At 45.1% G+C, this 24,257-nt stretch carries 20 protein-coding genes; 14 read left to right on the top strand and 6 right to left on the bottom strand.

The window, feature by feature from the left end:
* Window positions 1-528 carry a phosphohistidine phosphatase SixA gene (sixA, locus tag V7R39_RS00275; protein WP_334027056.1) on the top strand — a complete coding sequence of 176 codons (528 nt, stop codon included), beginning with the start codon at window positions 1-3 and terminating at the stop codon, window positions 526-528.
* 136 nt (window positions 529-664) lie between these two features.
* Window positions 665-862: a hypothetical protein gene (locus V7R39_RS00270; RefSeq protein ID WP_334027054.1), complete on the top strand. Its 198-nt coding sequence runs from the start codon at window positions 665-667 to the stop codon at window positions 860-862.
* 36 nt (window positions 863-898) lie between these two features.
* Here the strand turns inward: V7R39_RS00270 and V7R39_RS00265 are convergent, their stop codons facing one another.
* The gene (locus V7R39_RS00265; protein WP_334027052.1) at window positions 899-2,191 is read right to left on the bottom strand and encodes an HlyC/CorC family transporter; all 1,293 of its coding nucleotides are present in this window, start codon (window positions 2,189-2,191) and stop codon (window positions 899-901) included.
* Window positions 2,192-2,330: 139 nt separating this feature from the next.
* Window positions 2,331-3,122 carry a cytochrome C assembly family protein gene (locus tag V7R39_RS00260; protein ID WP_334027049.1) on the bottom strand — a complete coding sequence of 264 codons (792 nt, stop codon included), beginning with the start codon at window positions 3,120-3,122 and terminating at the stop codon, window positions 2,331-2,333.
* Between the two features lie 300 nt (window positions 3,123-3,422).
* Between V7R39_RS00260 and ffh the strand changes: the two genes are divergently transcribed.
* The 5 genes from ffh (at window position 3,423) to V7R39_RS00235 (ending at window position 11,163) form a co-directional block, all read left to right on the top strand.
* Entirely contained in the window at window positions 3,423-4,838 is a 1,416-nt protein-coding gene (ffh, locus tag V7R39_RS00255; RefSeq protein ID WP_334027047.1) for a signal recognition particle protein, read from the top strand.
* Window positions 4,839-4,922: 84 nt separating this feature from the next.
* On the top strand, window positions 4,923-8,621 hold the full coding sequence (locus tag V7R39_RS00250; RefSeq protein ID WP_334027045.1) for an ATP-binding protein: 3,699 nt from the start codon (window positions 4,923-4,925) through the stop codon (window positions 8,619-8,621).
* On the top strand, window positions 8,618-9,253 hold the full coding sequence (locus tag V7R39_RS00245; protein WP_163105399.1) for a hypothetical protein: 636 nt from the start codon (window positions 8,618-8,620) through the stop codon (window positions 9,251-9,253). Before V7R39_RS00250 ends, V7R39_RS00245 begins: the two co-directional genes overlap by 4 nt.
* The gene (locus V7R39_RS00240) at window positions 9,250-10,467 is read left to right on the top strand and encodes a phosphoenolpyruvate carboxylase (RefSeq protein ID WP_334027042.1); all 1,218 of its coding nucleotides are present in this window, start codon (window positions 9,250-9,252) and stop codon (window positions 10,465-10,467) included. The genes V7R39_RS00245 and V7R39_RS00240 overlap by 4 nt, the downstream gene beginning before the upstream one ends.
* 303 nt (window positions 10,468-10,770) lie before the next feature.
* The gene (locus tag V7R39_RS00235) at window positions 10,771-11,163 is read left to right on the top strand and encodes a tellurite resistance TerB family protein (protein ID WP_334027040.1); all 393 of its coding nucleotides are present in this window, start codon (window positions 10,771-10,773) and stop codon (window positions 11,161-11,163) included.
* Window positions 11,164-11,406: 243 nt separating this feature from the next.
* Here V7R39_RS00235 and V7R39_RS00230 read toward each other — a convergent pair whose 3' ends face one another.
* The 3 genes from V7R39_RS00230 to V7R39_RS00220 all read right to left on the bottom strand — a co-directional run bounded on the left by V7R39_RS00230 (window position 11,407) and on the right by V7R39_RS00220 (window position 17,449).
* Window positions 11,407-14,526 (bottom strand): efflux RND transporter permease subunit, encoded by a 3,120-nt coding sequence (locus tag V7R39_RS00230; RefSeq protein ID WP_334027038.1) that lies wholly within the window; start codon window positions 14,524-14,526, stop codon window positions 11,407-11,409.
* A complete protein-coding gene (locus V7R39_RS00225) occupies window positions 14,519-15,574 on the bottom strand; it encodes an efflux RND transporter periplasmic adaptor subunit (RefSeq protein ID WP_334027036.1) in 1,056 nt (351 codons plus the stop codon). The genes V7R39_RS00230 and V7R39_RS00225 overlap by 8 nt, the downstream gene beginning before the upstream one ends.
* 99 nt (window positions 15,575-15,673) lie before the next feature.
* Window positions 15,674-17,449 carry an ABC transporter transmembrane domain-containing protein gene (locus tag V7R39_RS00220; RefSeq protein WP_334027034.1) on the bottom strand — a complete coding sequence of 592 codons (1,776 nt, stop codon included), beginning with the start codon at window positions 17,447-17,449 and terminating at the stop codon, window positions 15,674-15,676.
* Between the two features lie 390 nt (window positions 17,450-17,839).
* Between V7R39_RS00220 and V7R39_RS00215 the strand changes: the two genes are divergently transcribed.
* The 7 genes from V7R39_RS00215 (at window position 17,840) to V7R39_RS00185 (ending at window position 23,370) form a co-directional block, all read left to right on the top strand.
* Complete coding sequence (locus V7R39_RS00215; protein WP_334027032.1) at window positions 17,840-18,712, top strand: mechanosensitive ion channel family protein; 873 nt, start codon at window positions 17,840-17,842, stop codon at window positions 18,710-18,712.
* Window positions 18,713-18,799: 87 nt separating this feature from the next.
* Complete coding sequence (locus V7R39_RS00210) at window positions 18,800-20,164, top strand: M20/M25/M40 family metallo-hydrolase (RefSeq protein ID WP_334027030.1); 1,365 nt, start codon at window positions 18,800-18,802, stop codon at window positions 20,162-20,164.
* A gap of 254 nt (window positions 20,165-20,418) precedes the next feature.
* The gene (rpsP, locus tag V7R39_RS00205) at window positions 20,419-20,670 is read left to right on the top strand and encodes a 30S ribosomal protein S16 (protein ID WP_032094545.1); all 252 of its coding nucleotides are present in this window, start codon (window positions 20,419-20,421) and stop codon (window positions 20,668-20,670) included.
* Window positions 20,671-20,693: 23 nt separating this feature from the next.
* The gene (gene rimM, locus V7R39_RS00200) at window positions 20,694-21,215 is read left to right on the top strand and encodes a ribosome maturation factor RimM (RefSeq protein WP_032094546.1); all 522 of its coding nucleotides are present in this window, start codon (window positions 20,694-20,696) and stop codon (window positions 21,213-21,215) included.
* A complete protein-coding gene (gene trmD / locus V7R39_RS00195) occupies window positions 21,216-21,977 on the top strand; it encodes a tRNA (guanosine(37)-N1)-methyltransferase TrmD (RefSeq protein ID WP_334027026.1) in 762 nt (253 codons plus the stop codon). It abuts the gene before it with no gap.
* Window positions 21,978-21,995: 18 nt separating this feature from the next.
* Window positions 21,996-22,355: a 50S ribosomal protein L19 gene (rplS, locus tag V7R39_RS00190; protein WP_032094606.1), complete on the top strand. Its 360-nt coding sequence runs from the start codon at window positions 21,996-21,998 to the stop codon at window positions 22,353-22,355.
* Between the two features lie 256 nt (window positions 22,356-22,611).
* A complete protein-coding gene (locus V7R39_RS00185; protein WP_334027024.1) occupies window positions 22,612-23,370 on the top strand; it encodes a hypothetical protein in 759 nt (252 codons plus the stop codon).
* 93 nt (window positions 23,371-23,463) lie between these two features.
* Here the strand turns inward: V7R39_RS00185 and V7R39_RS00180 are convergent, their stop codons facing one another.
* Window positions 23,464-24,183 (bottom strand): enoyl-CoA hydratase/isomerase family protein, encoded by a 720-nt coding sequence (locus V7R39_RS00180; protein WP_334027022.1) that lies wholly within the window; start codon window positions 24,181-24,183, stop codon window positions 23,464-23,466.
* Window positions 24,184-24,257 lie beyond the last annotated feature (74 nt).

The following is a 24,257-nucleotide window of genomic DNA, read 5'->3' as shown; positions in this document are numbered from 1 at the left end:
ATGCGCAATGTTATGTCAGGTCAAAGTAGCAACGATGACATTTATATCTTTATTATGCGTCATGGAGAGGCCGAATCACCTCGGTTAGATGATAAAAGTCGCCAACTCACGGAAGTAGGGCAACAACAGTCAAAGTCTGCAGCGCTTTGGTTAGCGCAGCACTACTGCATCGATGGTACTGTCGATGTTGCGTTAGTGAGCCCTTACCGGCGCGCTAGGCAAACTTATGAAAAAGTGTCTTCGACTATCAGTAGCGACAAGCTAGAAATTAGTGAGGATATCACCCCAGAAGGCTCACCAAAGCTGGTTAGCGACTATATCAGCGCTAGAATACACGCTTCGGTTAATGCTAAACGTCCCATCAAAAAGCTCTTGATTGTAAGTCACATGCCCCTTGTGAGTTATTTAGTGGATGAGGTTTGCAGCTCATACACTACTAGTCTCTTTGCCACAGCGTCTATCGCGGTGGTCAAATACTCACTGAGCAGCATGAAAGGCAGTCTGGTAACTCACTATCAAGGCTTTTAATTCGCACTAATTCCTTTTGCCCACATAGCCTTAGATCAATGCGCTATATTTTCTTTGACGATTAGTTAAGTTAATTGCGCTACCGCCGATAACTTTCTTGAGAGTGTCAGTGTGTATATTATCGAAGGGTTGGGAAATGGATAGTAAGTCTATTCCTGAGCTCCTCAAGCGTTCACTTCAGTCGCATATGGCTGAGGCTGATTTGCGTGAAGATGAGGAGACGCAGGATATTATTGCAAAGTTGTCTGTGTTGTCAGACAAAGTTGCAGCAGCGAAAACAAAAGCTCTTGAAAAAAGAGCTCAGCGATTAGTGCATGAAAAAAGCAGCCGATGAAAAGCTTTCCCGACCAGAATCAACTGAGGCGGGTGATTAAGCAGAGTTGTTGTTTTTATCAGCGCTATAAAATTCCGGCATCACTCGCACGGTTTTAATCATGTTTTCTGTAATGTCTACAATTTCCAATGGATAACCTGCAAGTCTGACGCTCACTTTGTTTTCCGGTATTTCTTCTAAGTATTCTAACAACAACCCGTTCAAGGTTTTAGGGCCTTCAATAGGCAGGTTCCAATTCATCTCTTTGTTCAATTCGCGAACGTTGGCACTGCCATCCACCAACACCGACCCATCCTGCTGTACATGAGCTTCCTTACTGTGATCGGGCACCATGCTAGTCGTGAAGTCGCCAATAATTTCTTCAAGAATGTCCTCAAGTGTAACTAAACCCATAATATCGCCGTATTCATCAACGACTAAGGCAATGCGCTCTTTTTCCGCTTGGAACTTATACATTAGGGTGTGCAGGGGCGTTGACTCTGGAGTGAAATAAATCTCACGTACAGCGCGCAGCAAACTTGATTTGGTGAATTGGTCTTTAGACAGTAATCGAAGGGCATCTCGCACGTGCACAAAGCCCACCGCATCATCCACACTATCGCGATATAGCAGTACGCGGGTATGCTGCGCATGCGTGAGTGCTTTTTGAATTTTTTTCCAATCATCATTGATGTCAATCGCAAATATTTCAGCTCTTGGCACCATAATATCTTCGGCGGTCACGCTTTCAAGATCGAGTATGCTCACCAACATATCTTGGTGTTTTTTCGGTATCATTGTACCTGCTTCAAATACCACTGTACGCAGTTCCTCTCGGCTTAGTGAGTCATCATTACCATTCGCTGGACTTATTCGAAGTACGGCTAGAATGCCATTTGTTATGCCATTGATGGCTGCAACAAAAGGGTACAAAACGGTAAGTAATGGCAAAAGAATTAACGAACTTGGGAAAGCTATTTTTTCAGGGTAGAGCGCCGCAAGGGTTTTTGGTGTGACTTCTGCAAATATGAGCAATATTAGGGTTAAACCAAACGTAGCCGCCAAAATACCCCAGTAGTCTCCAAACAGGCGAATGCATAAAACCGTGGCTAAAGAAGACGCCGCAATATTCACTAGGTTATTGCCGATAAGAATTAGGCCAATGAGCCTGTCTGGCCTGTCGAGTAGTTTTTGTACTCGCATTGCCGCTCGGTTGCCTTCGCTTTGAAGGTGCTTGAGACGATAGCGATTTATCGACATCATCCCAGTTTCAGAGCTAGAAAAATATGCAGATAATAATATGAGTACGCCGAGCGCAATAAACAGCGTACTCGTTGATATGTCGTCCAAAAAGGTGGCTTCCTATCTAATACTGGTCTTCAAATGTAATAAGTTGAAGGCTGGGTTTCAAGCTAAAAAAGGGCAATAAAGTATTATTGGCTTCAATCCGCTCGTAAAAATACCGCGCAATGGTATTCCCGATATTAGCTTACAGCAAGAACTCTCGCACTAGCTTGCTACCGAAGTACGCAAGAGTAAGCAATATCACGCCGGTAATTGTCATTAGAATGACTTGTCTTCCGCGCCATCCACGTAGCTTTTGTCCAATCACAAGTACCAAGAAAACAGCAAGGGCTGCGGCGGATAAAACGGTTTTGTGAGCATAAGTCTTGCTAAACATGTCCTCTAAAAAAACAAATCCGCTTAGCAGAGAGACGGTAAGAAGTGATGTCCCTGCGAGTAACAGCTTGAATAAAATATTTTCCACTAACATGAGGGGCGGTAGAGAAGAGTGCAATAATGCTGCACCCTTTTGTTTGAGTCGATAGGTGATGTACGACATTTGAAGCGCGTATAAAAACGCAATGACGAGGGTGCAGTAGGCGAATAAGGATAAACTTATGTGCACGACTAACCCCGGTTGTAGTTCAATATGCATGATGTAAGAAACAGGAACAAAAGCAGCAGACAGCACAGCAAGCGCAGCAAACCCAAATACTACGGGTAGCAAAATGAGGTTGGGAATGGAGCGAGCAAAAAGCAGCATTGAAACGGTGATGATCCAAGATACCAAAGACAGCACATTGGTTACGCTCATATTCTGACCGGGTGCAATGATGATTGCGCTGATAAGAAAAGCGATGTGAGCGATAGCACCTAAGCTGGCCAAAGAAAGTGCAAGGCGTTTATTAGGGCCTTCGTGGTGTACAAATTTGCCAATTAAAACGGCTGCGGCCAAGGTATAGAGTAGCGCAGCGGAAATGGCGAAAAGCGTATTCATTATACTTCCTGTGATACGTGGGTGAATCGTCACCGAATAAGTCGCTATTGATACTGCAACTTTAGGCTAAATTCAACCACCTCCTTGATTTTGTTTGCTTCAATACCACTTATTAGATAACAAAATAGCGGCGAGTGGCTAGGGCATGTTGACCTTTGATGTCAATTTTTGCAAAGGTCAGACGCTCAAATAATACAGCAAAAACAAGGCGTAAATTTTAACGCATTTGCGGGTACGTTCACTGTGCCTTTTACGGTACAATACGTACATTGCGTCTGAAATCAAAAGAAGTTTCATACTATGTTTGAGAATTTATCTGAACGCCTAGGCCAGACATTACGGAATGTAAGTGGTAAGGGGCGTCTTACAGAAGACAATATTAAAGAGACATTGCGCGAAGTGCGCATGGCGCTATTAGAAGCAGATGTGGCCCTGCCGGTAGTGAAATCTTTTGTTGCTCAAGTAAAAGAAAGAGCCGTCGGTACCGAGGTAAGTAAAAGCCTCAAGCCCGGTCAGGTGTTTATTAAGATTGTACAATCTGAACTTGAAGCTGTTATGGGGGAAGCGAATGAAAAACTGAACCTAGCCACCCAGCCTCCCGCCGTTATTTTAATGGCTGGTTTGCAAGGTGCTGGTAAAACCACCTCAGTGGGTAAATTAGCTAAGTACCTCACCGAGCGCGAAAAGAAAAAAGTGATGGTGGTGAGTGCCGACGTCTATCGCCCAGCGGCGATAAAGCAGCTCGAGATGCTAGCCAACGAAGTGAATGTAGGTTTCCACGACTCAAGCATTCTTCAAAAGCCAATTGATATTGTGGAAAGCGCAATTGATGAAGCCAAAAAAGGCTTTTACGATGTGCTTCTAGTAGATACTGCCGGTCGACTGCACGTTGACAACGACATGATGAGCGAAATACAAGAACTGCATAGCTCTGTAAAGCCCATCGAAACTCTGTTTGTTGTCGATGCAATGACCGGTCAGGATGCTGCTAACACGGCCAAAGCATTCAATGACGCCTTGCCGCTTACTGGCGTTATCTTAACTAAGGCCGATGGTGATGCCCGAGGCGGTGCTGCGCTGTCTGTTCGCCATATTACCGGCAAGCCAATCAAATTTATTGGTATGGGTGAAAAGGTGGATGCCCTTGAGCCGTTCCACCCTGAGCGTATAGCGTCTCGTATTTTAGGCATGGGTGACGTGCTTAGCTTAATCGAGGAAGTAGAACGCAAGGTTGATAAGAGTAAAGCTGAAAAGCTAGCGAAAAAAGTTCAGAAAGGGAAGGGCTTCGACCTGGCTGATTTTAAAGATCAGCTTGAACAGATGAAGAACATGGGCGGCATGATGGGAATGCTTGATAAGCTTCCTGGCATGGGTGGCATGTCAGAGAAGATTAAAGAGCAGGCTAATGATAAGCAGTTCAATCAAATGGAAGCCATCATTAACTCAATGACACCCGGGGAGCGCGCTCGTCCTGACATCATCAAAGGCTCTAGAAAGCGCAGAATAGCCCAGGGCTCGGGTACGCAAATTCAAGACGTAAATCGCCTGTTGAAGCAGTTCACGCAAATGCAAAAGATGATGAAAAAAATGTCAGGCGGTGGTATGAAAAAGATGATGCGTCAAATGAAAGGCATGACACCGCCAGGTGGTGGTTTTGGTGGTCCGGGAGGGCCAGGCGGTTTCGGCGGTGGTCCAGGCGGATTTCCACCAAGATAACGGCTAACGCGTTTGATGAAATACAAAACCTCAATAATGGCCAATTATTGAGGTTTTTTACTATAAAACTGAAACAGGAATTCTATGGCAGGCTTAAAACGAATTATTCTTATCGACACGCATCTTCCGGGTGTCGTTGAACTCAAGCTTGATGGACACACAAATATTTGTGGTACCAATGCGTCAGGTAAAACAACACTTCAACGACTTATTCCCGTTTTTTACGGTGAGTATCCAAGTCGCGTTGTCCCGGCGACTCGAGACAGCTTTGAGCGCTGGTACCTGCCTCGCCTTTCTAGTTTTATTATTTACGAATACGCCCGTGCAGACGGCGATTTATGCCAAGCAGTGTTAAGTTCAAATGGCACCGGAGTGAACTATCGTCTCGTCGGTAAGCCCTTTGAAATAAGTGATTACCTCATTGAACAAAAAAGTGGCAAGCACGCGAGTGTCAGCAGCGCTGAATTAGCACGAACGATGAAGCGTAACAACATTATGGTAACAAGTTTACTTAACACCAAAGACTTCCGCGCAATTATCCAAAACGACCATGGCGTGCTAAATCAAAGTAATACGGCACGAGAAGTACTCGGCTACGCCAAACTGTTTAGTTTGTGCGAGTCATCTAAGCATATGCGTCATATCGAAAAACTCGCCAAAGCGGTGCATTCTAAAGAAGGAAAAATGGAAACGATCAAAGCAATGATCGCAGCCATATTAGAAGAAGATGGCGTCACACCGCCCACATCCGGATTGAGCCGCAACCGCGTAGACGATTGGATCAAAGAATGCCACCTTATTAAGCAGTTCGATAAAATAAGGCCAGAATTTTCGAGGCTAGAACAAGCGGACATGGCCTTAAGCAACACCGAACTTCAGCTGGCAACGCTTAAGCATACCTTTGAGCTGGATAAAACGTATCTATCTGCTCGCGTAGAAACCACGAAAAACGAACTCGATGAAAATAACTTTCAACGCAAGCAAACCGACAGTGAATGGGGCGATAATCGCGACCACCTCAACCAAGTCATATCTTCTGCACGTGCTGACGTGGAAAAATATACGATTGAGCTTGAAAATGTCGAAGGTGAATTTGATAAGTGGCAAGAAGAGGACATCGAGCAACTTAAAAAAGACGTGGGCAATCTACCTCAGTGGTATAGCAAGAAAGAGTTGAGTGTAAGCCGCTATGCGCTGCTTACCGAAAAGCATCAGGACATAGAGTCGGCCTACAACAAGCGGTTAGCCGAACTCGGTGAAAACCTCTCCGCTACTCTAGATGAACTTTCTGTTGCCAGGCAAGAAGCCGCAGAGCACAAGTCTTTACAACAGCATAATGAGCGTGAGGCGCTGGCGAAAATTAGCAACGACTACAGCGAGCAGTTAAATACGCTAAAAAGTGACTTTTCAAGCAATGTTAACGAACTTAAAGTATATGAAGCAGAGTTAAAAGCGTCCCTGAGTAATGCTGGGTATAACGAGTTTGAACAATCTCAGCTGGATATTTTAGATGCAGCAATTAAAGAAGCGTCGATTAATGAAGATACTGCACGAGCAGAGCTTCGCCAATCCCAGCAAACACACTTGAAAGCCTGCGAATATCGTAAAACCTGCTCTCAAGCACTAGATAAAGCCCGAGCTTCGTTTCAGCAGGAAGAAAAGTCGGTTAATAAAATTAATGGCTTGCTGTATCCCGGCGAAGGGTCTTTGCTCGAATTTTTAAGAGCGAATGTGGACGACTGGGAAGTATCCTTAGGTAAAGTGATTCGCCCAGAATTGTTGGACCGCACTGATTTAGCGCCCCACATGGAACAACAAGCCGATACATTCATGGGAGTGAAGTTAGCGTTAAATGAGCTAGATACGCCGGATTATGCTTCTACAGAACAAGCATTAAAACAGCAGCTTAAAGATGCTGAAATTCGCCAAGCAGCTGCATTGGCAGCACAAAACGAATGTGAGCAGCGATTGGCCAAGGCCAATGAAGATGTGCGCAACACAGAGTTATCACTTACACAAAAAGACAATGTGGTTAAAAGTGCCGAAGCTAGCCGAAAGCGTGCTCAACAAGACAGAGATTCGGTGCTTAGTGAGTACCAGCAAACCTTGTCAGAGAGAAAGCAGAAGGCGAAAGCAAAGCTTGAGGCTAATCAACAAAGCCAAAAACAAGTAAAAGCGCAATTTGAACAAAGCCGAGACGAAATTAACGATCAGCAAAGAGAAGCTGAGACGGAACATAAGTTTCATTGGCAGCAGCTTATTTCAGATACAGACGCTCGATTATCTCAACTAGACAGCGACATGCGTAAAGCGAGAGAGAGCGCAGCTCAAGATCGCAAAGATATGCAGCACTGGTTAGAGAGTGAACTTAACAATCGCGGGGTTGATGTTGACGAAATTGGCCAGCTTAAAAAGCTGATTAATCAGTTAAAAGATGATATTGCGCGCACGGAAACTCACCGTCACAAAGTCGCAGACTACGAGCGCTGGTATACCAATGTATTCACTAAACAAAAAGTGGTCTGGCAAGAGGGACTGTCTAAGGCACGTAAAGTACTAGGAGAGTCTGAACGCAGTCTTGCGAGCAAGCAAAGTGCGTATAAAACGAAAAGAGAGCAGTTAAAAGAGCAGCACACGCAGCTAGAAAGCACACTTAAAACTACCACCGAGCATTTAGAGCAAGTTAAAAACTTGAGCAAGTCGTTGGCTAAGCTCACGCTGCAAGCTAGTGGCGATACCGCCGAGATAAAGCATGACGAAGTGAGTATTGGCCAACGCATATCAGAAGTGCAAAGTCAGCTGCAAGAGCGTGACAATTTACTCAGTGATATTCGCGCTTATGTGGAGCGGTTTGATCAGATTATCGCGGCGCAGGCCGGTACGGGGTTATCAGATACGTGGGAGCGGGCAAGAGAAGAGTGCGCCACGATTAACGCCCATGGCGTCAAAAGTTTTGACCATCGACGTATGGTGTCTCATTTATCGCAGCTGCTCAATGTTATCGTGCCTCAAAAGCTTCAAGGACTCAGAGAGCAGGGCAGAATATTTGGTGCCGATTTATCTCAGTACTACTTTGTATTGGCAGATATCGATAAGCGCATCGTATCTCAAAGCCGTCGAATTACCCAAGAGGTGGACGGTGAGCTGTTCCTCGATGGCGTGTCAGACTCCGCCGTTAAAATCCGTTCTCGTATCAGTGAGCTTGAGTTTTGGCCTGAGCTTGAGCAATTCAGAAAGCATTATGAATTCTGGATGGAAGAAGGGGCAAATGAACTGCCTGAAGAAGAGTATGGCCAAAGCATGCGCAGAGTCCTTGATATTTTAGGACGAGCAGCACTTACTGGCGGCATCAGCAAATTACTCGATATTGAGCTGCATCTGCGGGAAGGAAATAGCGACCTGGTTATTCGAACCGACCGCCAGCTTAATGAGTCGTCCAGTCACGGAATGGCTTACCTTATTTTATGTAAGTTCTTATTGGCATTTACTCGTTTATTGCGTCAAGACGCGGGTGCAACTGTTCATTGGCCTATTGATGAGCTCGGTACGCTGCACCAAAGCAACGTGAAAAAGATATTTGATGCGTGTCAGAACAACAATATCAGCGTAGTGGGCGCATTCCCTAATCCAGAGTCAGAAGTACTCACGTTGTTTGAGAACCGATACCTTATCGACAAAGTGACACGTCAGTTACAAGTGGTTCAACCAAAAGCGAGCAGCATAGCAGCGCGTATAAAAGCCAAAAAGCACAGTGATGCAGTAACACAGGAGCCGTCGTTATGATGACAGAACAAGGTCGCGTGTTAAGCGCATTGTTGCAAGGGGCTTTTATTTGCCAAGTTACTGATGAGGAAGCATGGCGCTTTCTTAAAAGTCGTGACAACGCGGCAAAGCTAGAGCCGCATTTAACGCTGCTCAATCGCACCCTCTCAACCACAGCAGAAGGCGAAGTGTTTTTTGCCAGCTATTCCACTATTGGTGAGCAAGAGCGCAAAGTGCTTACGCAGCAGTTCCAAGATACGGCGTCTAACCTAGTGCCTCTCATCGAGTGGCTGTTACTAGTTCAGCAGGCCAATGAATCTGATATGCCCATTACTATGGGCAGCGCTATTCGACTAAATGAATTGCAAGGTAGCATTGAAGATACGCCCGCCTACGGCGAGCAATTAGAGAAGATATCGCGTTACCGAATGTTTGGCTCTACCAGCGTTAACGTGGACGGTCAGCTAAAGCAGGTGTTTAAACGCCTTACCGAGCTAGGCTATTTAATTAAGCCAAACCCAGATAAGCAAATTTATTTGGGAACCGGCAAGATTGAACACCTTTATGAAACTTTACGCTTTATTGATGAAACCGAAGCATTGAGCCTGTCTGAGCAAGCGGAGGCTGCGGTATCTCAAGGTAACCTGATATGAGCCAGGTATTACTTCAAGCCGGAACTAAGCTGCTCAATGCATTAGGTCGCCACAGCGACCTAATCATGAAAGCGTATATCAACGGCTCTGTAAAAGAGCATGATCACAGCAGCAAAGTGCTTAAGCAACTTGTTCAACTCGGCGTGCTCTGGCGCCCAGAAGCGCAAAGTGAACTGCGTTTAAAAAGTGCTGTACGCACTCTTTTAGAGGGCAGTTTACAAGACGAGAGAAACCGTACAATAAATGCCAACGTTGGGGCATCACTGGCGAGTCTAAAAACGCTGACTGAACATTATAAAGAAGCACTGCATTACAATAAGTTTAACGAAGCCGCTGCGCACATGAGCGATCTGACAGAACATGTTTATCAGCTATCGGAAACGCTGAGTAATAGTGTGAGGGTGATGTTTAGTCGAATTAATAATGAGTTTGGCTACGTATCTTCTGTAGACGCAAAAATTCGAGAAAATGAGTTAGCACAGCAACAAGTTACCGACTTACTTGCGCAACTTGAATGCTTTCGATTTGATGAGTTGAGTGAGATTGCGGGTTCCAATCGTGAGCTCAGGCATCTGCTGGTGGTATCGCTACAGCAGCGCTTTTCGAAAGCCGCCCAAGAGCTTTCGGTAGTACAGGCACGACTTCTTGATTTACTGGGCCGATTTAGAGAATTTCAAGGCCGAACCCGGCTTCTTAACGGCTTTTTATTGCATATGGAGCAACAGCCCGATTTCGCGCCAGGCAATTACGCAAATCTTACCAATGTACCTGTGTTATTTAATAACAGCGCAGCCACTATTTCTCATGCGTCTGCAGACGTAAATAACGTGGAGCATGAGAGTGATTACCAAAATATGGTAGCAACGCTTACCCATATCCACAAAAAGCGCGGAACGCAAGATGACGGTAAGCCTGCGGACATTGATGTTACCGAACAAGCTACGCTATCTCTTGAAAAAGAGCCTTTGCAAAAAGCCGTTGAAGCTTATTTTTGTGATGTTATTGATTCCGGGCAAGCAAAGACAGCCTTAGATTATTATGAAGAAATGGACTTAGAGTTCGACCCTGAAGTATGGCTTTACCAAGTGATTGGTGGTTATCAGGCGTTGGATGATGAAGAGAAGCAGTTTTTTGCTTTAGAGCCTCACGGCATGAACGATAAGATTTACACCGGTAACTTCTATATCAGCGATATTACATTGGGTTTACGCTAGGCCCTGGTCTGTTAAAGACATTCGTTTGTCAGTAACGGCTTAGTACTAGTGCTTAAAGATCCGCTCTTGATAATATGGATAAGTGCCCATACCTTTTACATTGCGTTAACATCAACATCACATAGTGAACTATATATTTTAGGTGAGCGTAATGATGCTGTCATTGTGATGTTGTAGCCTTGCGCAACGTAATATCAGAGCCCACGTTAACAAGGTAATCTGACCTTAGAAGTTTCTAAATTATTTCTACAGGACGCGGGAACGTTGTGTTGCTATCACGCACGGTATTAAGAGGAAGATGTTATGCAATTATCAGAACAACAAAGTTTTAATCAAGCCCTTATCCAATTATCAGTTTTACTCTACCAAGTAGATGGTGTAGTAACACTTTCAGAGCAAGATTATTTGAACGACATCGTCGATACGCTCTCTTGGGAAAGCCCAATTAGCCCAGAAGCCTTCTTAAATGACACCATTTACCAAACACGCAAAGCCATAGATACGGGAGACGCAGTATCTTACTTACGCAGCTTGAAAAAACCACTTTCCTTTGATGCTGACAAAACTCTTGAAGTTGCAATGGCCATAACGGGAGTAGATGGAGAGAGAAGTGAAGCTGAAACCGAGCTTCTCTCGCTGCTTACGCATAAAGTGCTCGCCAAAGCGCTTGTTGCCAATTGCGAAGCAATGCAATAATTGCGAAGCGTTTTGGCTATAACAAAGCGCCTACATTAGCAAGGCGTTGACTTAGAATCGCGCTGTAAAAAAGGTAAAGAAGGTGATTTTTGCAGTCTTTAGCACTCAGTACTATGGGCTAACATATTGGTTAATGAGGTAGCCGATATTTGTTCAAGTAATATCAATAGACACAAAAAGGCCGTTCTTCAAGAACGGCCTTTCAATTACCTCAGCTTACCTCCAATTACACGTTTTTGGCATTTACGTATGAGGCTGAGCTTCCTCTAATTCTCTTTCAAGCTGGTCACTGGCATCGGCTCTCGGCTTGGTAAATCGAGCCAGGGCAAGGTACAGCACTGGGGTAAGGTATAGTGTGAACACAACCGCAATACCTAGGCCGCCAAATACTACCCAACCAATAGCATTTCTTGCTTCCGCACCAGCGCCAGTGGACAAAATTAACGGTAGTCCGCCCAGAATTGTAGACACCAATGTCATCATAATAGGTCTTAGGCGCACCGTGCCAGCTTCTACAATAGCATCATAGACAGAATATCCTTTATCACGGAGCTGATCGGCAAACTCAATAAGCAAGATGGCGTTTTTCGCCAGCAGGCCAATGAGCATGACTAAGCCAATCTGTGAATACACGTTAATTGAAGTACTAGTTAGGAACAGTGCATATACCGCTGCTGCAATACCAAAGGGGACGGTAAGCATAACCACTACTGCACTGTTAACACTCTCAAATTGCGCAGCCAATACCAGCAATACAATTATAAAAGCCAGAACGTAGGTAAGTGCAACTTGCTTAGAGGTTTCCTCAAAGGTTTGTGCTTCACCTAAAAAGATAAGGCCAATACCATCTGGCAATGTATCTTGAGAAATAGCACGTATTTCTTCAACCACATCACTAAGCGCCTTATCTTCAGGCAGCTCAACTTCAAGCTCAATGGCTCTACGTTGTGCCTGACGCTCCAATTCCGCTGCCACACCTTCTTCGCTAATGTAGGCCACACTCGATAGTGGAACTAGGTTGCCATCAGTACTTTTCACGTAGAGGTTAGTCAGATCTGAAGGAGCCATCGTATTTCTATTGCTGGTTTGAAGCATAATGGGGATAGACTGATCGCCTACGTTCAAATCGGCAATGTCATCGCCATTTACTGCGGCGCGTAGTGCACTAGAAATATCATTTAACGGCACGCCAAGCTCTTCAGCACGTCGTCTGTCGATATTCACACGTAGTTGTGGCTGAGTAGGGTCATAACTCACCCTTGGGCGGCCTAAATAGGGAAGTTTAGTTTCTATTTCAGTAGCAAAAGCCTGCGCTGCCTGAAAAATATTTTCATACGTATCACCGGTTAACGCCATTTCCAAACCGCCGCCTTGTCCGCGAAGATTTAGACTATTTCCGCCAAATGCGTTTCCAGGTGCGCCAGGAATAGCCTGTAGGCCTGGGCGAATTTCATTGACAACATCTTGCAATGACATATCGCGCTCGTCCCAATGCTTGAGAGGCGCGGTAATAAAGACGATATTCGGGTCCCATTGCCCAACCACGGTGTACATAGAATCGATTGTGCCTTTTTCCACATAAGGAAGCAGCATTTCTTCCATCTTCTCGGCTTGTCTATCCATAAAGTTAAGACCGGCACCGTCAGGCCCACGCGCAAAAATGCGGATCGTTCCACGATCTTCACTAGGCAGTAGTTCATTATCGATGTTACCTGACAATATATAGGCGCCGCCGCCAGCTGCTAGACTTAACACACCAACAACCCATCCATATTTCAGCGCTTTTAAGAGCGATGATTGATATAGCGAAAGACACGCGTTACCGAATCGGCCAAAGGTGGCGTTAAAAAAGCTTTTGCCGTTTTCATTAGGCTTTTTGACTGAAAGACGCGCAGTAAGCGCAGGGACCAGTGAAAGGGCAACGAACGACGAAATGATCACAGCGCCAGCTAATACACCGCCAAATTCTCTAAAGAGTTTACCTGCCGTAGATGGCAAAAATGCAATGGGGATAAATACAGATGCAAGTACTGCGGTTGTTGCCACTACCGCGAAAAACACTTCTCGCGTACCAATTACCGCAGCTGCCCTTGCGCCAAGGCCCATGCTGCGACGGCGCTGAATGTTCTCTGACACGACAATAGCGTCATCAACAATCATTCCGGTGGCAAGCACAAGCGCTAACAAGGTCAAAATATTAATGGAAAAGCCCATTGCCCAGATAATTGCAAGCGCACCTGCTAAAGACACTGGAATGGATAGGGCAGGAACCAGCGTTGCGCGCCACGAGCCAATAAAGACGAGTAACGTTACAATCACTAGCGCCACAGTGAGGCTAAGTGAAATAACCACTTCTTTAACCGAGTCTCGGATAAATTCAGCGTCGTCTGCGGTGACAACAATATCCATATCAGTGAAACGTTTGTCTAACTCACTCACCATTTCAAGCACTTCATCAGAGATTTCAATGGTGTTAGAGCTTGCTTGACGGATAATACCCAGGCCAATAACCGGCATGCCGTCTAATCGCACCATACTGGTTGAATCTGCTGGGCCAAAATATACGCTTGCTACATCGTTAACTCGTATGTCGCCCGATATAACGATATCGCCCACATCTTGGGCTGATACTGACGTAGCGTCAGCTCGAACAATAAGCGCTTGTTCTGATGACTGAATACTGCCGGCGGGTACGTCAAACGGAGCTAAAACAAGGGCGTCGGACACGTCTCTCATCGACAGTCCAAAGCTGGTTAATCGAAGTGGGTCGACTGACACCCTGAGCACGCGCTCCCTTTCACCGCGCATATTGACATCTGCAACCCCTGGTATACTTAAAAATAAGGGGGCGACATCAGTATTTACTCGTTCGGTAAGTGTTTCCATATCAAGAGTTTTACTTGATATTGCTAAGCTCACCACAGCTTGAGCGTCGTTGTCAGCGCGAATAATGGCAACTTGTTCAACATCTTCAGGAAGCTGTCGCTGTACGCGGCTTACGGACTCACGGGTCTCGTTCGCGGCGTCCTCTAGGTTAACACCGGGACGGAATTCAACACGAATACGGGCCGAGTTTTCTTCGCTTTGCGCTGAAATATTTTTTACACCACTTACCCGTGCTACCGCACCTTCAAGGCGGCTGGTTACTTCTGCGTCCACCGTCTCGGGAGATGCACCGGGGAATGTTGCTGTAACTGTTACGCGCGGCGTATCTACATCGGGAAGTTCACGAACCTCAAGACCGCTTAACGCTGCAAACCCAGCAATAGCAATAAGCAAGTTTAAAACAACAATAAGTACTGGACGTCTTATCGCTAGCGACGGAAGGTCGTTTGCTTGTGAAGAAAGTTGTTTATCACTCACCGGCTGGTCCCCCAGCTATTTCGGTAGTGATAGATTGGCCAGTTCTCAGGCGCTGTACACCCTCAGCAATGAGTGTGTCACCATTAGTAATATCGCCTGACACTAAAATGATGCCACGAAGTCGTTGGTGAACACTTACGTCTAATTTTTGTGCTTTGCCGTCTACCGCGAGCCAAATGTAAGCACCGGTGGCACCCCACAGAAGGGCTGATTCTGGTAAAGCGGCAAATCGCTCGCCTTCTATTGAAAGGTTAACTCGAAAACTCATGCCTGGTCTGAATTGGTCAGATGAATTGTCCAAAAGAGCACGTGCTCGTAGTGTTCTGTCAGTTTCATTGATACGCGAATCTACCTGCGCAATCTCTGCTTCCACGCTTTTTTCTTTATCACTCCACGGCTCCAAGGTAACCTGTGGGCCATCTAGCAATACTGCTAGTGCGGCTTCAGGGGCTTTAAAGTTAACAAACAGCTTGCTACGATTGTCCAGTGTGGTGATCACTGTTTGCTCATTAATACGGTCGCCCACTTCCACGTCGGTAAAGCCAACAACGCCGTCAAAGGGCGCAACAATACGACGGTCTTCTAAATCTGTTTTTGCATCTTCTAACGCGACTTCTGCTAAATCACGTTGTGTCTTGGCAAGGTCAAGTTCATTTACTGGGATTGCCCCTTTTTTGTAACTCGATGCGAGACGTTCGACGGTACGCTGGGCGTCAGCTAGGGTAAGTTCAGCGCGCTTTAGTGCCGTTTTTTGTCTGCGGTCGTCAAGGCGAACTAGTACTTTACCTTCCTCGACATTTTGACCGGGCACAAAGTTAATCTCAGTAACCTCGTCGGCTACAGCGGAGTAAAGAACAATAGACTGCACTGCTTCAGCGCTACCCACTGCCTCAACCTTGCGAGTCTCGTTCATGAACTCGATAGGTTTTGTCACAACCAACTTGGCCTGTCGGTCACCCATATATTGACCGTGTGCGAACGGCAAAAACAAAAATAAAGAAAAAAGACCAATCCATGTCTTCATTGTGCGAACCACTGACTTGTTCATTTTGTAACCCATTAGTTATAAGTTTTTTGTCTATTAATTAGACTTTTGGTTTAGGTGTGTTGACACTTTCAATTTGTACCGTATAGCACCATAGGCGGTTCAGCTAAGCAATTGCAGTTCAGCGTATTCCCTATACAGGGTATCGCTTTTCATCAATGAGGCATGATCCCCCGTGGCCACTATGCTTCCTTTATCCATTACAACAATGCGGTCGGCGTGTTGAACCGTCGCTAGTCGATGAGCAATCACAATGCTGGTTTTCCCTTCCATTAAGCGGTTAATCGCCTGTTGAACCATTCGCTCACTCATGGCATCGAGGGCACTGGTTGCCTCATCAAGCAGTAAAATAGGTCGGTCGGCTAAAATAGCCCTAGCGATGGCAATACGTTGCTTTTGCCCTCCCGATAATTTAATTCCGCGTTCACCAAGCTGGGTGTCATATCGGTTATCAAGGGCATCAATAAATTCATGGGCGAAAGCGAGCTTTGCCGCTTTAACCACATCCTCATCTGTGGCCTCTGGTTTTCCATAGCGGATGTTGTCCATCACAGAGCGCGCAAATACCACGGGCTCTTGGGTTACTACCGCTATTTGATCACGTAATTGTGCTAATGGCAGGTTATTGATATTGGTTTCGTTAAATACAACGCTGCCCGATGAAGGCTCATAAAAACGCATAAGAAGCTGAAATAATGTCGTTTTGCCTGCGCCGCTAGGGCCAACCAGCGCCAGTTTTTCTCCAGCGCGGATATTGAGGTTAAGGTTAGTAAACAGCGCTTTACTACTTGGGTAGCTAAAACTGACATTATTGATGCTTATAGCAGGGGATGCGTTTTCCGCTAATGTGATTACCGTTTTTTCATTGTCTTTATTACTTGAAGAGGGCTGAATATCTGATTCAACTTGGATAAGTTGGTAAAGACGCTCGCTGGCGCCCACGCCCCGCTGCACTTCTCCTATAACTTCGCTTATTGTGGCGACGCTGCCACCAGCCATTACCGCATAGAATAAAAAGGCGGACAGTTCACCGACGGACATTTGTCCTTCTAGCACCTGGCGTGCGCCAACCCATGCGATAAAAATAATCGCCGTCATGCTTAAACACATTATGCAGCCAATAAGCAGCGAGCGATAATGTATTCGGTGTTCAGCGGCACCCATTGCGGCCTCTACTCTTGAGGCAAAATGAGAGCGTTCTTTATTTTCTGCCGTATAAGCCTGCACTGTCATGATTTCATGAAGACTCTCATCTATGTGTGAGCCTAAATCTGCCACTTTGTCTTGACTAATTTTGGCAAACTTCCTGACTTGCGGAGCAAGTACTTTAATTGGCACTAATACCGCAGGTACAGCCACAATAACGCACAGCGTTAACAAGGGGCTCGATATACCCATCAGAATCAGAGCGCCAATGAATGTAATCACAGAACGCAGAGTCATTGACAGGCTCATACCAACAACAGTCTGGATAACCGTGGTATCACTGGTAAATCGTGAGATAACCTCACCGGTTCTCAATTCGGCAAAAAACGACGGGGGCAATGACAGCAAATGAGAATAAACCTGGTTTCTTATATCTGCGCTTACTCTCTCACCTAGCCACGTCATTAAATAGAAACGAGCATAGGTAGCAATACAGGCTACCAAGGTTATACCGAGTACAATAACGGTTGCTTGATTCAGCGTGTCAGAGGCGTTGTCCACAAACCCGTTGTCGATAGCATATTTGATCCCTTGGCCAAGCATTAGCCAAGCAATAGCGGCCGTGAGCAAGGCGACAATTGCACCTGCTACTCTTTTTTTGTAATGGCTTAAGTGAGAGCCAATCCAATGTAAAACCTGTTTAGTGGACACTTCATCAAGTGGAGTCGTCAAAATAGCCTCTTTTAATACTTCGGGGGTTGTTCACGTTGCTCTGCAATCACAACATGCGGCGCAGTAGCACTAAGTATACGTGTTAATGGCCTCAGTTGATTTGTACATGCGACTACATTTGCAGTAAATCAGTTGGATGGGAGCCGGCCCCTTGTAGATAAGACACTTTTCGATAAGCCATTTTTCGATAAGCAAATCTTTCGTTGCGCCGCTTTTAGATTCATCGGACTTGTTCGCTGCTATCAGCGTTGTCTCAGGTTTGCTTACATGTTGAATGTAACTCGCGCTAAAACAACCTTGGGTGTGCAAGGTGTTTAGTTTATGCTACAAAAACAACAAATAAGGTTGCAGACACTTCTGTGTTAAACCTTTCACTTATGGAGCACCCTGGTGAATTTTATTGAGCCACTATTTCAAAAAGTCCAGCGAATGTGGGTGGGGTTTGTAGAGCTACTTCCGCTACTTGCTATTGCACTCGTGGTTCTCATCATCACATGGCTGATGGCTCGAATTCTCACTGCTGTTCTAAAGCGGTCTTTAAAAAACTCGAAAATCCGCCGTTCATTGTGCGAATTATTCGCCAGTCTTATAAAGGTAACGGTATGGACGGTGGGCTTTCTCATTGCCATTACTATTATATTTCCTAGTCTCACCCCAGCGAAGTTACTTACCGTATTAGGGTTGGGCTCTGTAGCAGTAGGCCTTGCGTTTAAAGATATTTTTGAGAATTTTTTTGCGGGAATATTGATTATGCTGCGCAAACCCATGCGTATCGGAGATTTCGTTGAATGCGAGAGCATAAATGGGCGAGTAGAAAAAATAACGGTTCGAGAAACCTATCTTCGCAAAACGGATGATCAGCTCATCATTGTTCCCAACAGCTTTCTTTTTAAAAACCCGGTCTATGTGCTCACTGACCTGTCACTTCGTCGCTTTGACCTTGTTGTTGGCGTTGCCTATGGAGAAGATATCGACACTGCCCGTGAAGTTATTCGTAGCGCATTAGAAGGGATCGATGACATAAATCAACAGCGAGGTGTTGAAGTTTACGCCCGTGAATTCAATTCATCGTCTCTTGATTTCACCGTTCGCTGGTGGGCAAATTCACGACCCATCGATATGCACAAAAGTAGGGATATCGTTGTAACAGCAATTAAGAAAGCCTTAGACGAAGCCGGTATTGAAATTCCATTCCCTTATCGCACGCTTACGTTTAAAGAGCCGCTGCCGCTTAGCAACCACAATGATAATGAACCTGTATGATGGCAGCAGATGCTATTACTCACCCTATTTAATCGTTTATAAAAGAGGTGAGTTGACTGTTTCACCTAACCGTAAGGATGCCAAAAGATGACACCAAAAATGAATAGAAAAATAAAAAAGGTGGCTAGCCTAACAATCGCTACAAGTTTTTTGTGCGCAATTAGCTATACCAGTATTGCCGATACCGCAACTGAGAAAAAAATCACGCAGTACATTGACCAATCTCTTGAGCATTCAAAGACAACGTTAGAAAAGACGGTGAACATTAATAGCGGCACGATGAATTTTGACGGTGTTAAAAAAGTTGGCGCTATTTATCGGTCTGAATTTGACGCAATGGGCTTTGATACCCAGTGGGTTGATGGCGCCGAGTTTAATCGAGCAGGGCACTTGGTAGCCAGCTATGGTAATACAGGACCAAAAATACTGATGATTGGTCATTTAGACACGGTATTTGCAAAAGATGATGCATTTCAGACGTACCGCCCTGTAGACGAGACTCATATTGCTGGCCCTGGTATTACAGATATGAAGGGTGGGGATGTGATAATTATTGCCGCCCTGCAGGCGCTCAAAGCACTCGAACTGCTCGATAAAGTGAGCGTAAAAGTAGTGATGACTGGCGATGAAGAAAGTAGTGGGCGTCCACTTTCATTATCGAAAAAAGCGCTCATTGATGCAGCTGTTTGGGCAGACATCGCATTGGGTTTTGAAGATGCTGATGGCGATATCAAAACCGCAGTAGTTGCTCGCCGAGGTTCAATAGGGTGGCAGTTGGATGTAGCGGGAAAACCTGCTCACTCTTCTCAAATTTTTACCGACAGCATAGGTTATGGGGCTATTTTTGAAACTGCGCGTATCTTAAACACATTTCGAGAAGAATTAGCCGGTGTTGGCAACATCACATTTAACCCAGGGTTAATTGCGGGAGGAACTGAAGTTGAGGTTCAGGCCGAAAATTCTATTGTACAAGGCTTTGGAAAAACAAATGTGGTAGCTAAAGAAGTAACTGTAAAAGGTGGAATTCGCACACTGACCCACGCTGAACTCACTAAAGCAAAGCGTGTGATGCAAGACATGGTGTCTAACAATTTAGCGCATACGTCGGCAACGCTTACCTTCGCTGAAGGCTACCCACCAATGGCGCCAACCGAGCAAAATTACGCCCTTTTAAAAATGTATAGCGACGTGAGTGAGTCATTAGGCTACGGACCGATTGCGCCAGTAAATCCTCGCAATGCTGGAGCGGCTGATATTTCATTTGCCGCAGACCATGTCGACATGGCTATAGATGGCCTAGGATTGATGGGAGATGGCGGCCACACGAAAGATGAAGTTGCTGACATGTCTACATTTGCTCAAAATATTCACAAGGCAGCTGTGCTTATATATCGATTAAGCGAACACTTCACCCCAAAACAAGGCACCCCAAAACAAGGCACCCCAAAATAGGTCGTGCAACTTTTTCAAAAGTGAGTGTAGACCTTTAGTGCACCACATTACTTAACGTGTAAGTTTGACCCAAAATTCAAGCGGGCCGCAAGACCGGCATTACAGGCCCGCTAAATCCCATTTATCCCGCATTATTACTTGCATTCGAACACCACATCCGTATAATTCGCCAGCCTTCTATCAGGCGCTTACTTTTTGCGCGTGGTAAGAGGGTTTAAGTTAACGGTAACGCTACAACGAGTTCGAGGCATTTTATGGTTACTATTCGTTTACAGCGTGGTGGCGCGAAAAAGCGTCCATTTTATCAACTAGTGGTTGCTGATAGCAGCCGTGCAAGAAACGGTCGTTTCATTGAAAACATCGGTTTCTTCAACCCAACTGCACAGGGTCAAGCGGAACGTCTTCGCATCGATCTTGAACGTGTAGATTACTGGGTTGGCGTAGGCGCGGGCTTATCAGATCGCGTATCTAGCTTGGTAAAAGAAGCGAAAAAATCTGCAGCGTAAGCTGTTTTAACTGGTGAGTATAGATGAGTCTAGCGTCTGACAAAGTGATTGTTGGCAAAATTGGAGCGCCTTACGGCGTTAAAGGTTGGGTCAAAATCAACAGCTATACAGAAAAGCCAGAGGGCATTTTCGAGTACACGCCTTGGTTTCTTGGTGAAGAAAAAGAATGTTCGATTGATCAATGGCGAACGCACGGCAAAAGCCTAGTTGCAAAGATTGAGGGTGTAGAGAACCGAGATGATGCTGAACGCGTCAAAAACTTGGATATCTACATTAACGCTTCGCAACTTCCCGACTTGGGCGACGATGGCATTTACTGGCGAGAGCTCACCGGCATGAAAGTAGTAACTACGCAAGGTTACGACTTAGGTGTGGTGAAAGAGGTATTTAACACAGGTGCTAACGACGTTATTCACGTTAAAGCTAATGTAGGCGATGCCTTTGGTCAAAAAGAAAGACTTGTGCCTTTTGTATTCGACGAAGTCGTACACGAGGTAGATAAGGAAGCGAAGGTCATTAAAGTTGACTGGGACCCGGGGTTCTAAGTGACACCGGAAAAGTGGTTCGGAGTTATCAGCCTTTTTCCAGATATGTTTTCCCCATTTACCCAACAGGGTGTAATAGGTAGAGCAGTCAAATCTGGTAAAATATCGGTTGATACCTTCAACCCCCGTGACTTTACTCATGATCGCCATCGTACAGTAGACGATCGCCCCTACGGAGGCGGACCCGGCATGCTTATGATGGTAAAACCGCTAACTGACGCAATACACGCTGCCAAGAATATTGGTGGTGAAAACAGTAAGGTGATCTACTTATCACCCCAAGGAAAACCCCTTGATCAGGCTGGCGTTAAACGCTTGGCCAGTATCGAACGCACGATTTTAATTTGCGGTCGATACGAAGGAATCGACGAACGCGTAATCGAAAGCCACGTAGATGAAGAAGTCTCCATTGGTGATTATGTGTTAAGCGGTGGAGAACTTCCGGCGATGGTCTTAATGGACGCAGTTGCCCGATTGGTTCCTGGCGTGCTGGGGCATAAAGCCTCAGCAGTAGAAGATTCCTTCACAGACGGTCTTTTGGATTGCCCGCACTATACGCGGCCAGAAGTACTCGAAGGTCAAAAGGTGCCCGAGGTGTTATTAAGTGGTGATCACGAAAAAATTAGGCAGTGGCGACTGATGCAGTCTTTAGGTAGAACTATGCAACGTCGCCCTGATTTGTTAAATCACCTAGCTCTGACTGAGGAGCAGATGCGTTTGCTTGAATTATTCCAAGCGCAGCTGCGGCAAGATGACAGTTAACTAGGACGAGAGGATATGATGAGCAAAGTCAGTCAAGATATCATCAAAAAAATTGAGCAAGCACAGCTTAAAACTGATGTACCTGAATTTGGTCCAGGTGACACAGTAATTGTTAAAGTTCGCGTTACCGAAGGTGACAAAGAGCGTCTTCAGGCTTATGAAGGTGTTGTTATCGCTAAGCGTAACCGTGGTCTGCACTCGTCTTTTACCGTACGTAAGATTTCTAGCGGCGAAGGCGTTGAGCGTGTGTTCCAAACACACAGCCCGCAAATCGCTTCTGTTGAAGTTAAACGTCGCGGTGCGGTTCGTCGTGCTAAGCTTTATTATCTACGTGAGCGTTCAGGTAAATCTGCACGTATCAAAGAGAAGCTTAACTAAGATTATTAATTCTTGCGTTATTGTTAACTTCGAAAAAACCCGCCTTGTGCGGGTTTTTTTGTGGCTATTAAAAATTAAGATGTGAGTTTTAGGTTTGACAAGCAGGTAGTCGGGTTATAGCTTCAATACATGGTTAGTTAATTTTTGAAGCACTGAACCATTGTTTAATTTATCAATAGATAGTCTATATCACTGTTTCGCGAAACTTTGCGTGGTCACTCGGTTAGGTAAAAGAAGGCATAAAGCGTGTTTAGCCATGTTGTTGCTGTTCGCAAATACTTCCCTTTTTGGCGAAACCAACGACATATCCCCAAGCGTTGTCACTGTCTATACCTATCACCTAAAACCTCCTTATATCATCGACGAAAAGATGAAGTCAGGTTTGTATTTTGATTTACTCTCATTGATAAGTGACGATGAAATAGAATACAGACTCGCCTACATGCCAAGAAAAAGAATAAATAAACTGCTTGAGCGGGATAACCTAGAAGGCGTCGTTATAGGTGTGAGTCCCCATTGGTTTTCAGACAGTCAGCAAAGTAAATATCTATGGACGTCCGCGTTTATAGAAGACAGAGACGAAATTATCTCCCACATTGATACGCCGTTTGAATTTCGCATCGATACGCTAAGTGATAAAACCATGGCTGGTGTGAGAGGTCTATTTTATGTGGGGCTTAACAAAGAATTCGTTAGTGGACGGTTGGAGCGATTTGATACTGAGTCTGCAGAGCAAGTAATCGATATGGTATATCACCAAAGAGTCGATTTTGGTGTAGTCAGTAGAAGCACCTTAGAGTACCTACATGAAAAAACAAAATTCATAGATTCTCTTTATATCTCAACGATCCCTCATGAGAGCTATTTAAGACACGTACTAGTGCCAAAACACCTAAGCCCTGTTGAAGCGCATTTGAATAATAGATTTGGCACTCAACGGAAAACCGAGGCATGGCAAAAAATGATGAGTCAGTATTCGTTGAACAAAAGAGAGTCGTTGAGCATAAATCAATAAACGACAATGACTGAAGAATAACTTATCTTAAAGACCAACACCGTCCAAGCGAGGTGGAGAAAAGCTACAGCACTTTTTTCCACCCACTCTTAATTATTGCGTCATAAGTGATAGCGATTCGATGAGGGGGGTGTTTTCGGTGTCTATGGTATGAACGATATGTTTGTGCAACCGTTTTTTGTGTTCACCGAAAATACCACGCTTTTTATCAAATGTTTTTGCGTATTCAATTGCCCCAAGCATTAACGCCTCTTGGCTATCATAAGCTTTCTCTATGACATGGTCTTGCTCGAGTTCTAGACCAGACACTCGTCGGCCAGACAGTTTCATCTCATTAAAACGGTAATAAGGCATGGTCTTTTTAACAAACTCAATCATGCCGGGTAAAAAGGGGATAGATAAATCGACTTCAGGAAAACAAAAGAACCCTTTGTCTGAACGCATAAAACGAAAATCACATGCACAGGCAAGAATGGCTCCATTGCCAAAAGCATGACCGTTAATGGCGGCGATCACCGGTACAGGAAACAACAGTAAGGTTTTGAATACGTCATCCATACTGTGCATAAATGCTTTAATTTCATCAAACTGCTGCGCCTTCATTGCAGGCATTAACCAGTCGGTATCTATACCTAAACTAAAGCATTTTTCATCATTTGATGTGATGACTAGTGCTTTACACGAGGTGTTCTCGATAACACGCTGTAAGCTGTTTAACATGTCTTGAGCGTAGGCGGGATTGTGTCGGTTCTCACCATTTTGCATCAATAATATGGCCACATCACCATCATACGTTAACGCTATATTTTCCATTCGCAGTCTCTTTTACTTTATTGTTAACCGTATTCTTCTATAAATATGAGCAAATGAGAAATTTAACCTAATGA

It is taken from the genome of Alteromonas sp. P256 (assembly GCF_036864455.1).
In the GTDB taxonomy this organism is placed as follows: domain Bacteria; phylum Pseudomonadota; class Gammaproteobacteria; order Enterobacterales; family Alteromonadaceae; genus Alteromonas.
Note: the sequence above shows the minus strand (reverse complement) of the source record. Positions and strands in the feature narration are given on the sequence as shown.

What these genes read in the sequence shown, in the direction of transcription:
- V7R39_RS00240 (WP_334027042.1), top strand. Translation starts at nt 9,250, where the DNA reads ATGAGCCAGGTATTACTTCAAGCCGGAACTAAGCTGCTCAATGCATTA.
- V7R39_RS00210 (WP_334027030.1), top strand. Translation starts at nt 18,800, where the DNA reads ATGACACCAAAAATGAATAGAAAAATAAAAAAGGTGGCTAGCCTAACA.
- ffh (WP_334027047.1), top strand. Translation starts at nt 3,423, where the DNA reads ATGTTTGAGAATTTATCTGAACGCCTAGGCCAGACATTACGGAATGTA.
- sixA (WP_334027056.1), top strand. Translation starts at nt 1, where the DNA reads ATGCGCAATGTTATGTCAGGTCAAAGTAGCAACGATGACATTTATATC.
- rimM (WP_032094546.1), top strand. Translation starts at nt 20,694, where the DNA reads ATGAGTCTAGCGTCTGACAAAGTGATTGTTGGCAAAATTGGAGCGCCT.
- V7R39_RS00250 (WP_334027045.1), top strand. Translation starts at nt 4,923, where the DNA reads ATGGCAGGCTTAAAACGAATTATTCTTATCGACACGCATCTTCCGGGT.
- V7R39_RS00270 (WP_334027054.1), top strand. Translation starts at nt 665, where the DNA reads ATGGATAGTAAGTCTATTCCTGAGCTCCTCAAGCGTTCACTTCAGTCG.
- V7R39_RS00260 (WP_334027049.1), bottom strand. Translation starts at nt 3,122, where the DNA reads ATGAATACGCTTTTCGCCATTTCCGCTGCGCTACTCTATACCTTGGCC.
- V7R39_RS00180 (WP_334027022.1), bottom strand. Translation starts at nt 24,183, where the DNA reads ATGGAAAATATAGCGTTAACGTATGATGGTGATGTGGCCATATTATTG.
- V7R39_RS00245 (WP_163105399.1), top strand. Translation starts at nt 8,618, where the DNA reads ATGATGACAGAACAAGGTCGCGTGTTAAGCGCATTGTTGCAAGGGGCT.
- V7R39_RS00235 (WP_334027040.1), top strand. Translation starts at nt 10,771, where the DNA reads ATGCAATTATCAGAACAACAAAGTTTTAATCAAGCCCTTATCCAATTA.
- V7R39_RS00185 (WP_334027024.1), top strand. Translation starts at nt 22,612, where the DNA reads ATGTTGTTGCTGTTCGCAAATACTTCCCTTTTTGGCGAAACCAACGAC.
- rplS (WP_032094606.1), top strand. Translation starts at nt 21,996, where the DNA reads ATGAGCAAAGTCAGTCAAGATATCATCAAAAAAATTGAGCAAGCACAG.
- rpsP (WP_032094545.1), top strand. Translation starts at nt 20,419, where the DNA reads ATGGTTACTATTCGTTTACAGCGTGGTGGCGCGAAAAAGCGTCCATTT.
- V7R39_RS00225 (WP_334027036.1), bottom strand. Translation starts at nt 15,574, where the DNA reads ATGAACAAGTCAGTGGTTCGCACAATGAAGACATGGATTGGTCTTTTT.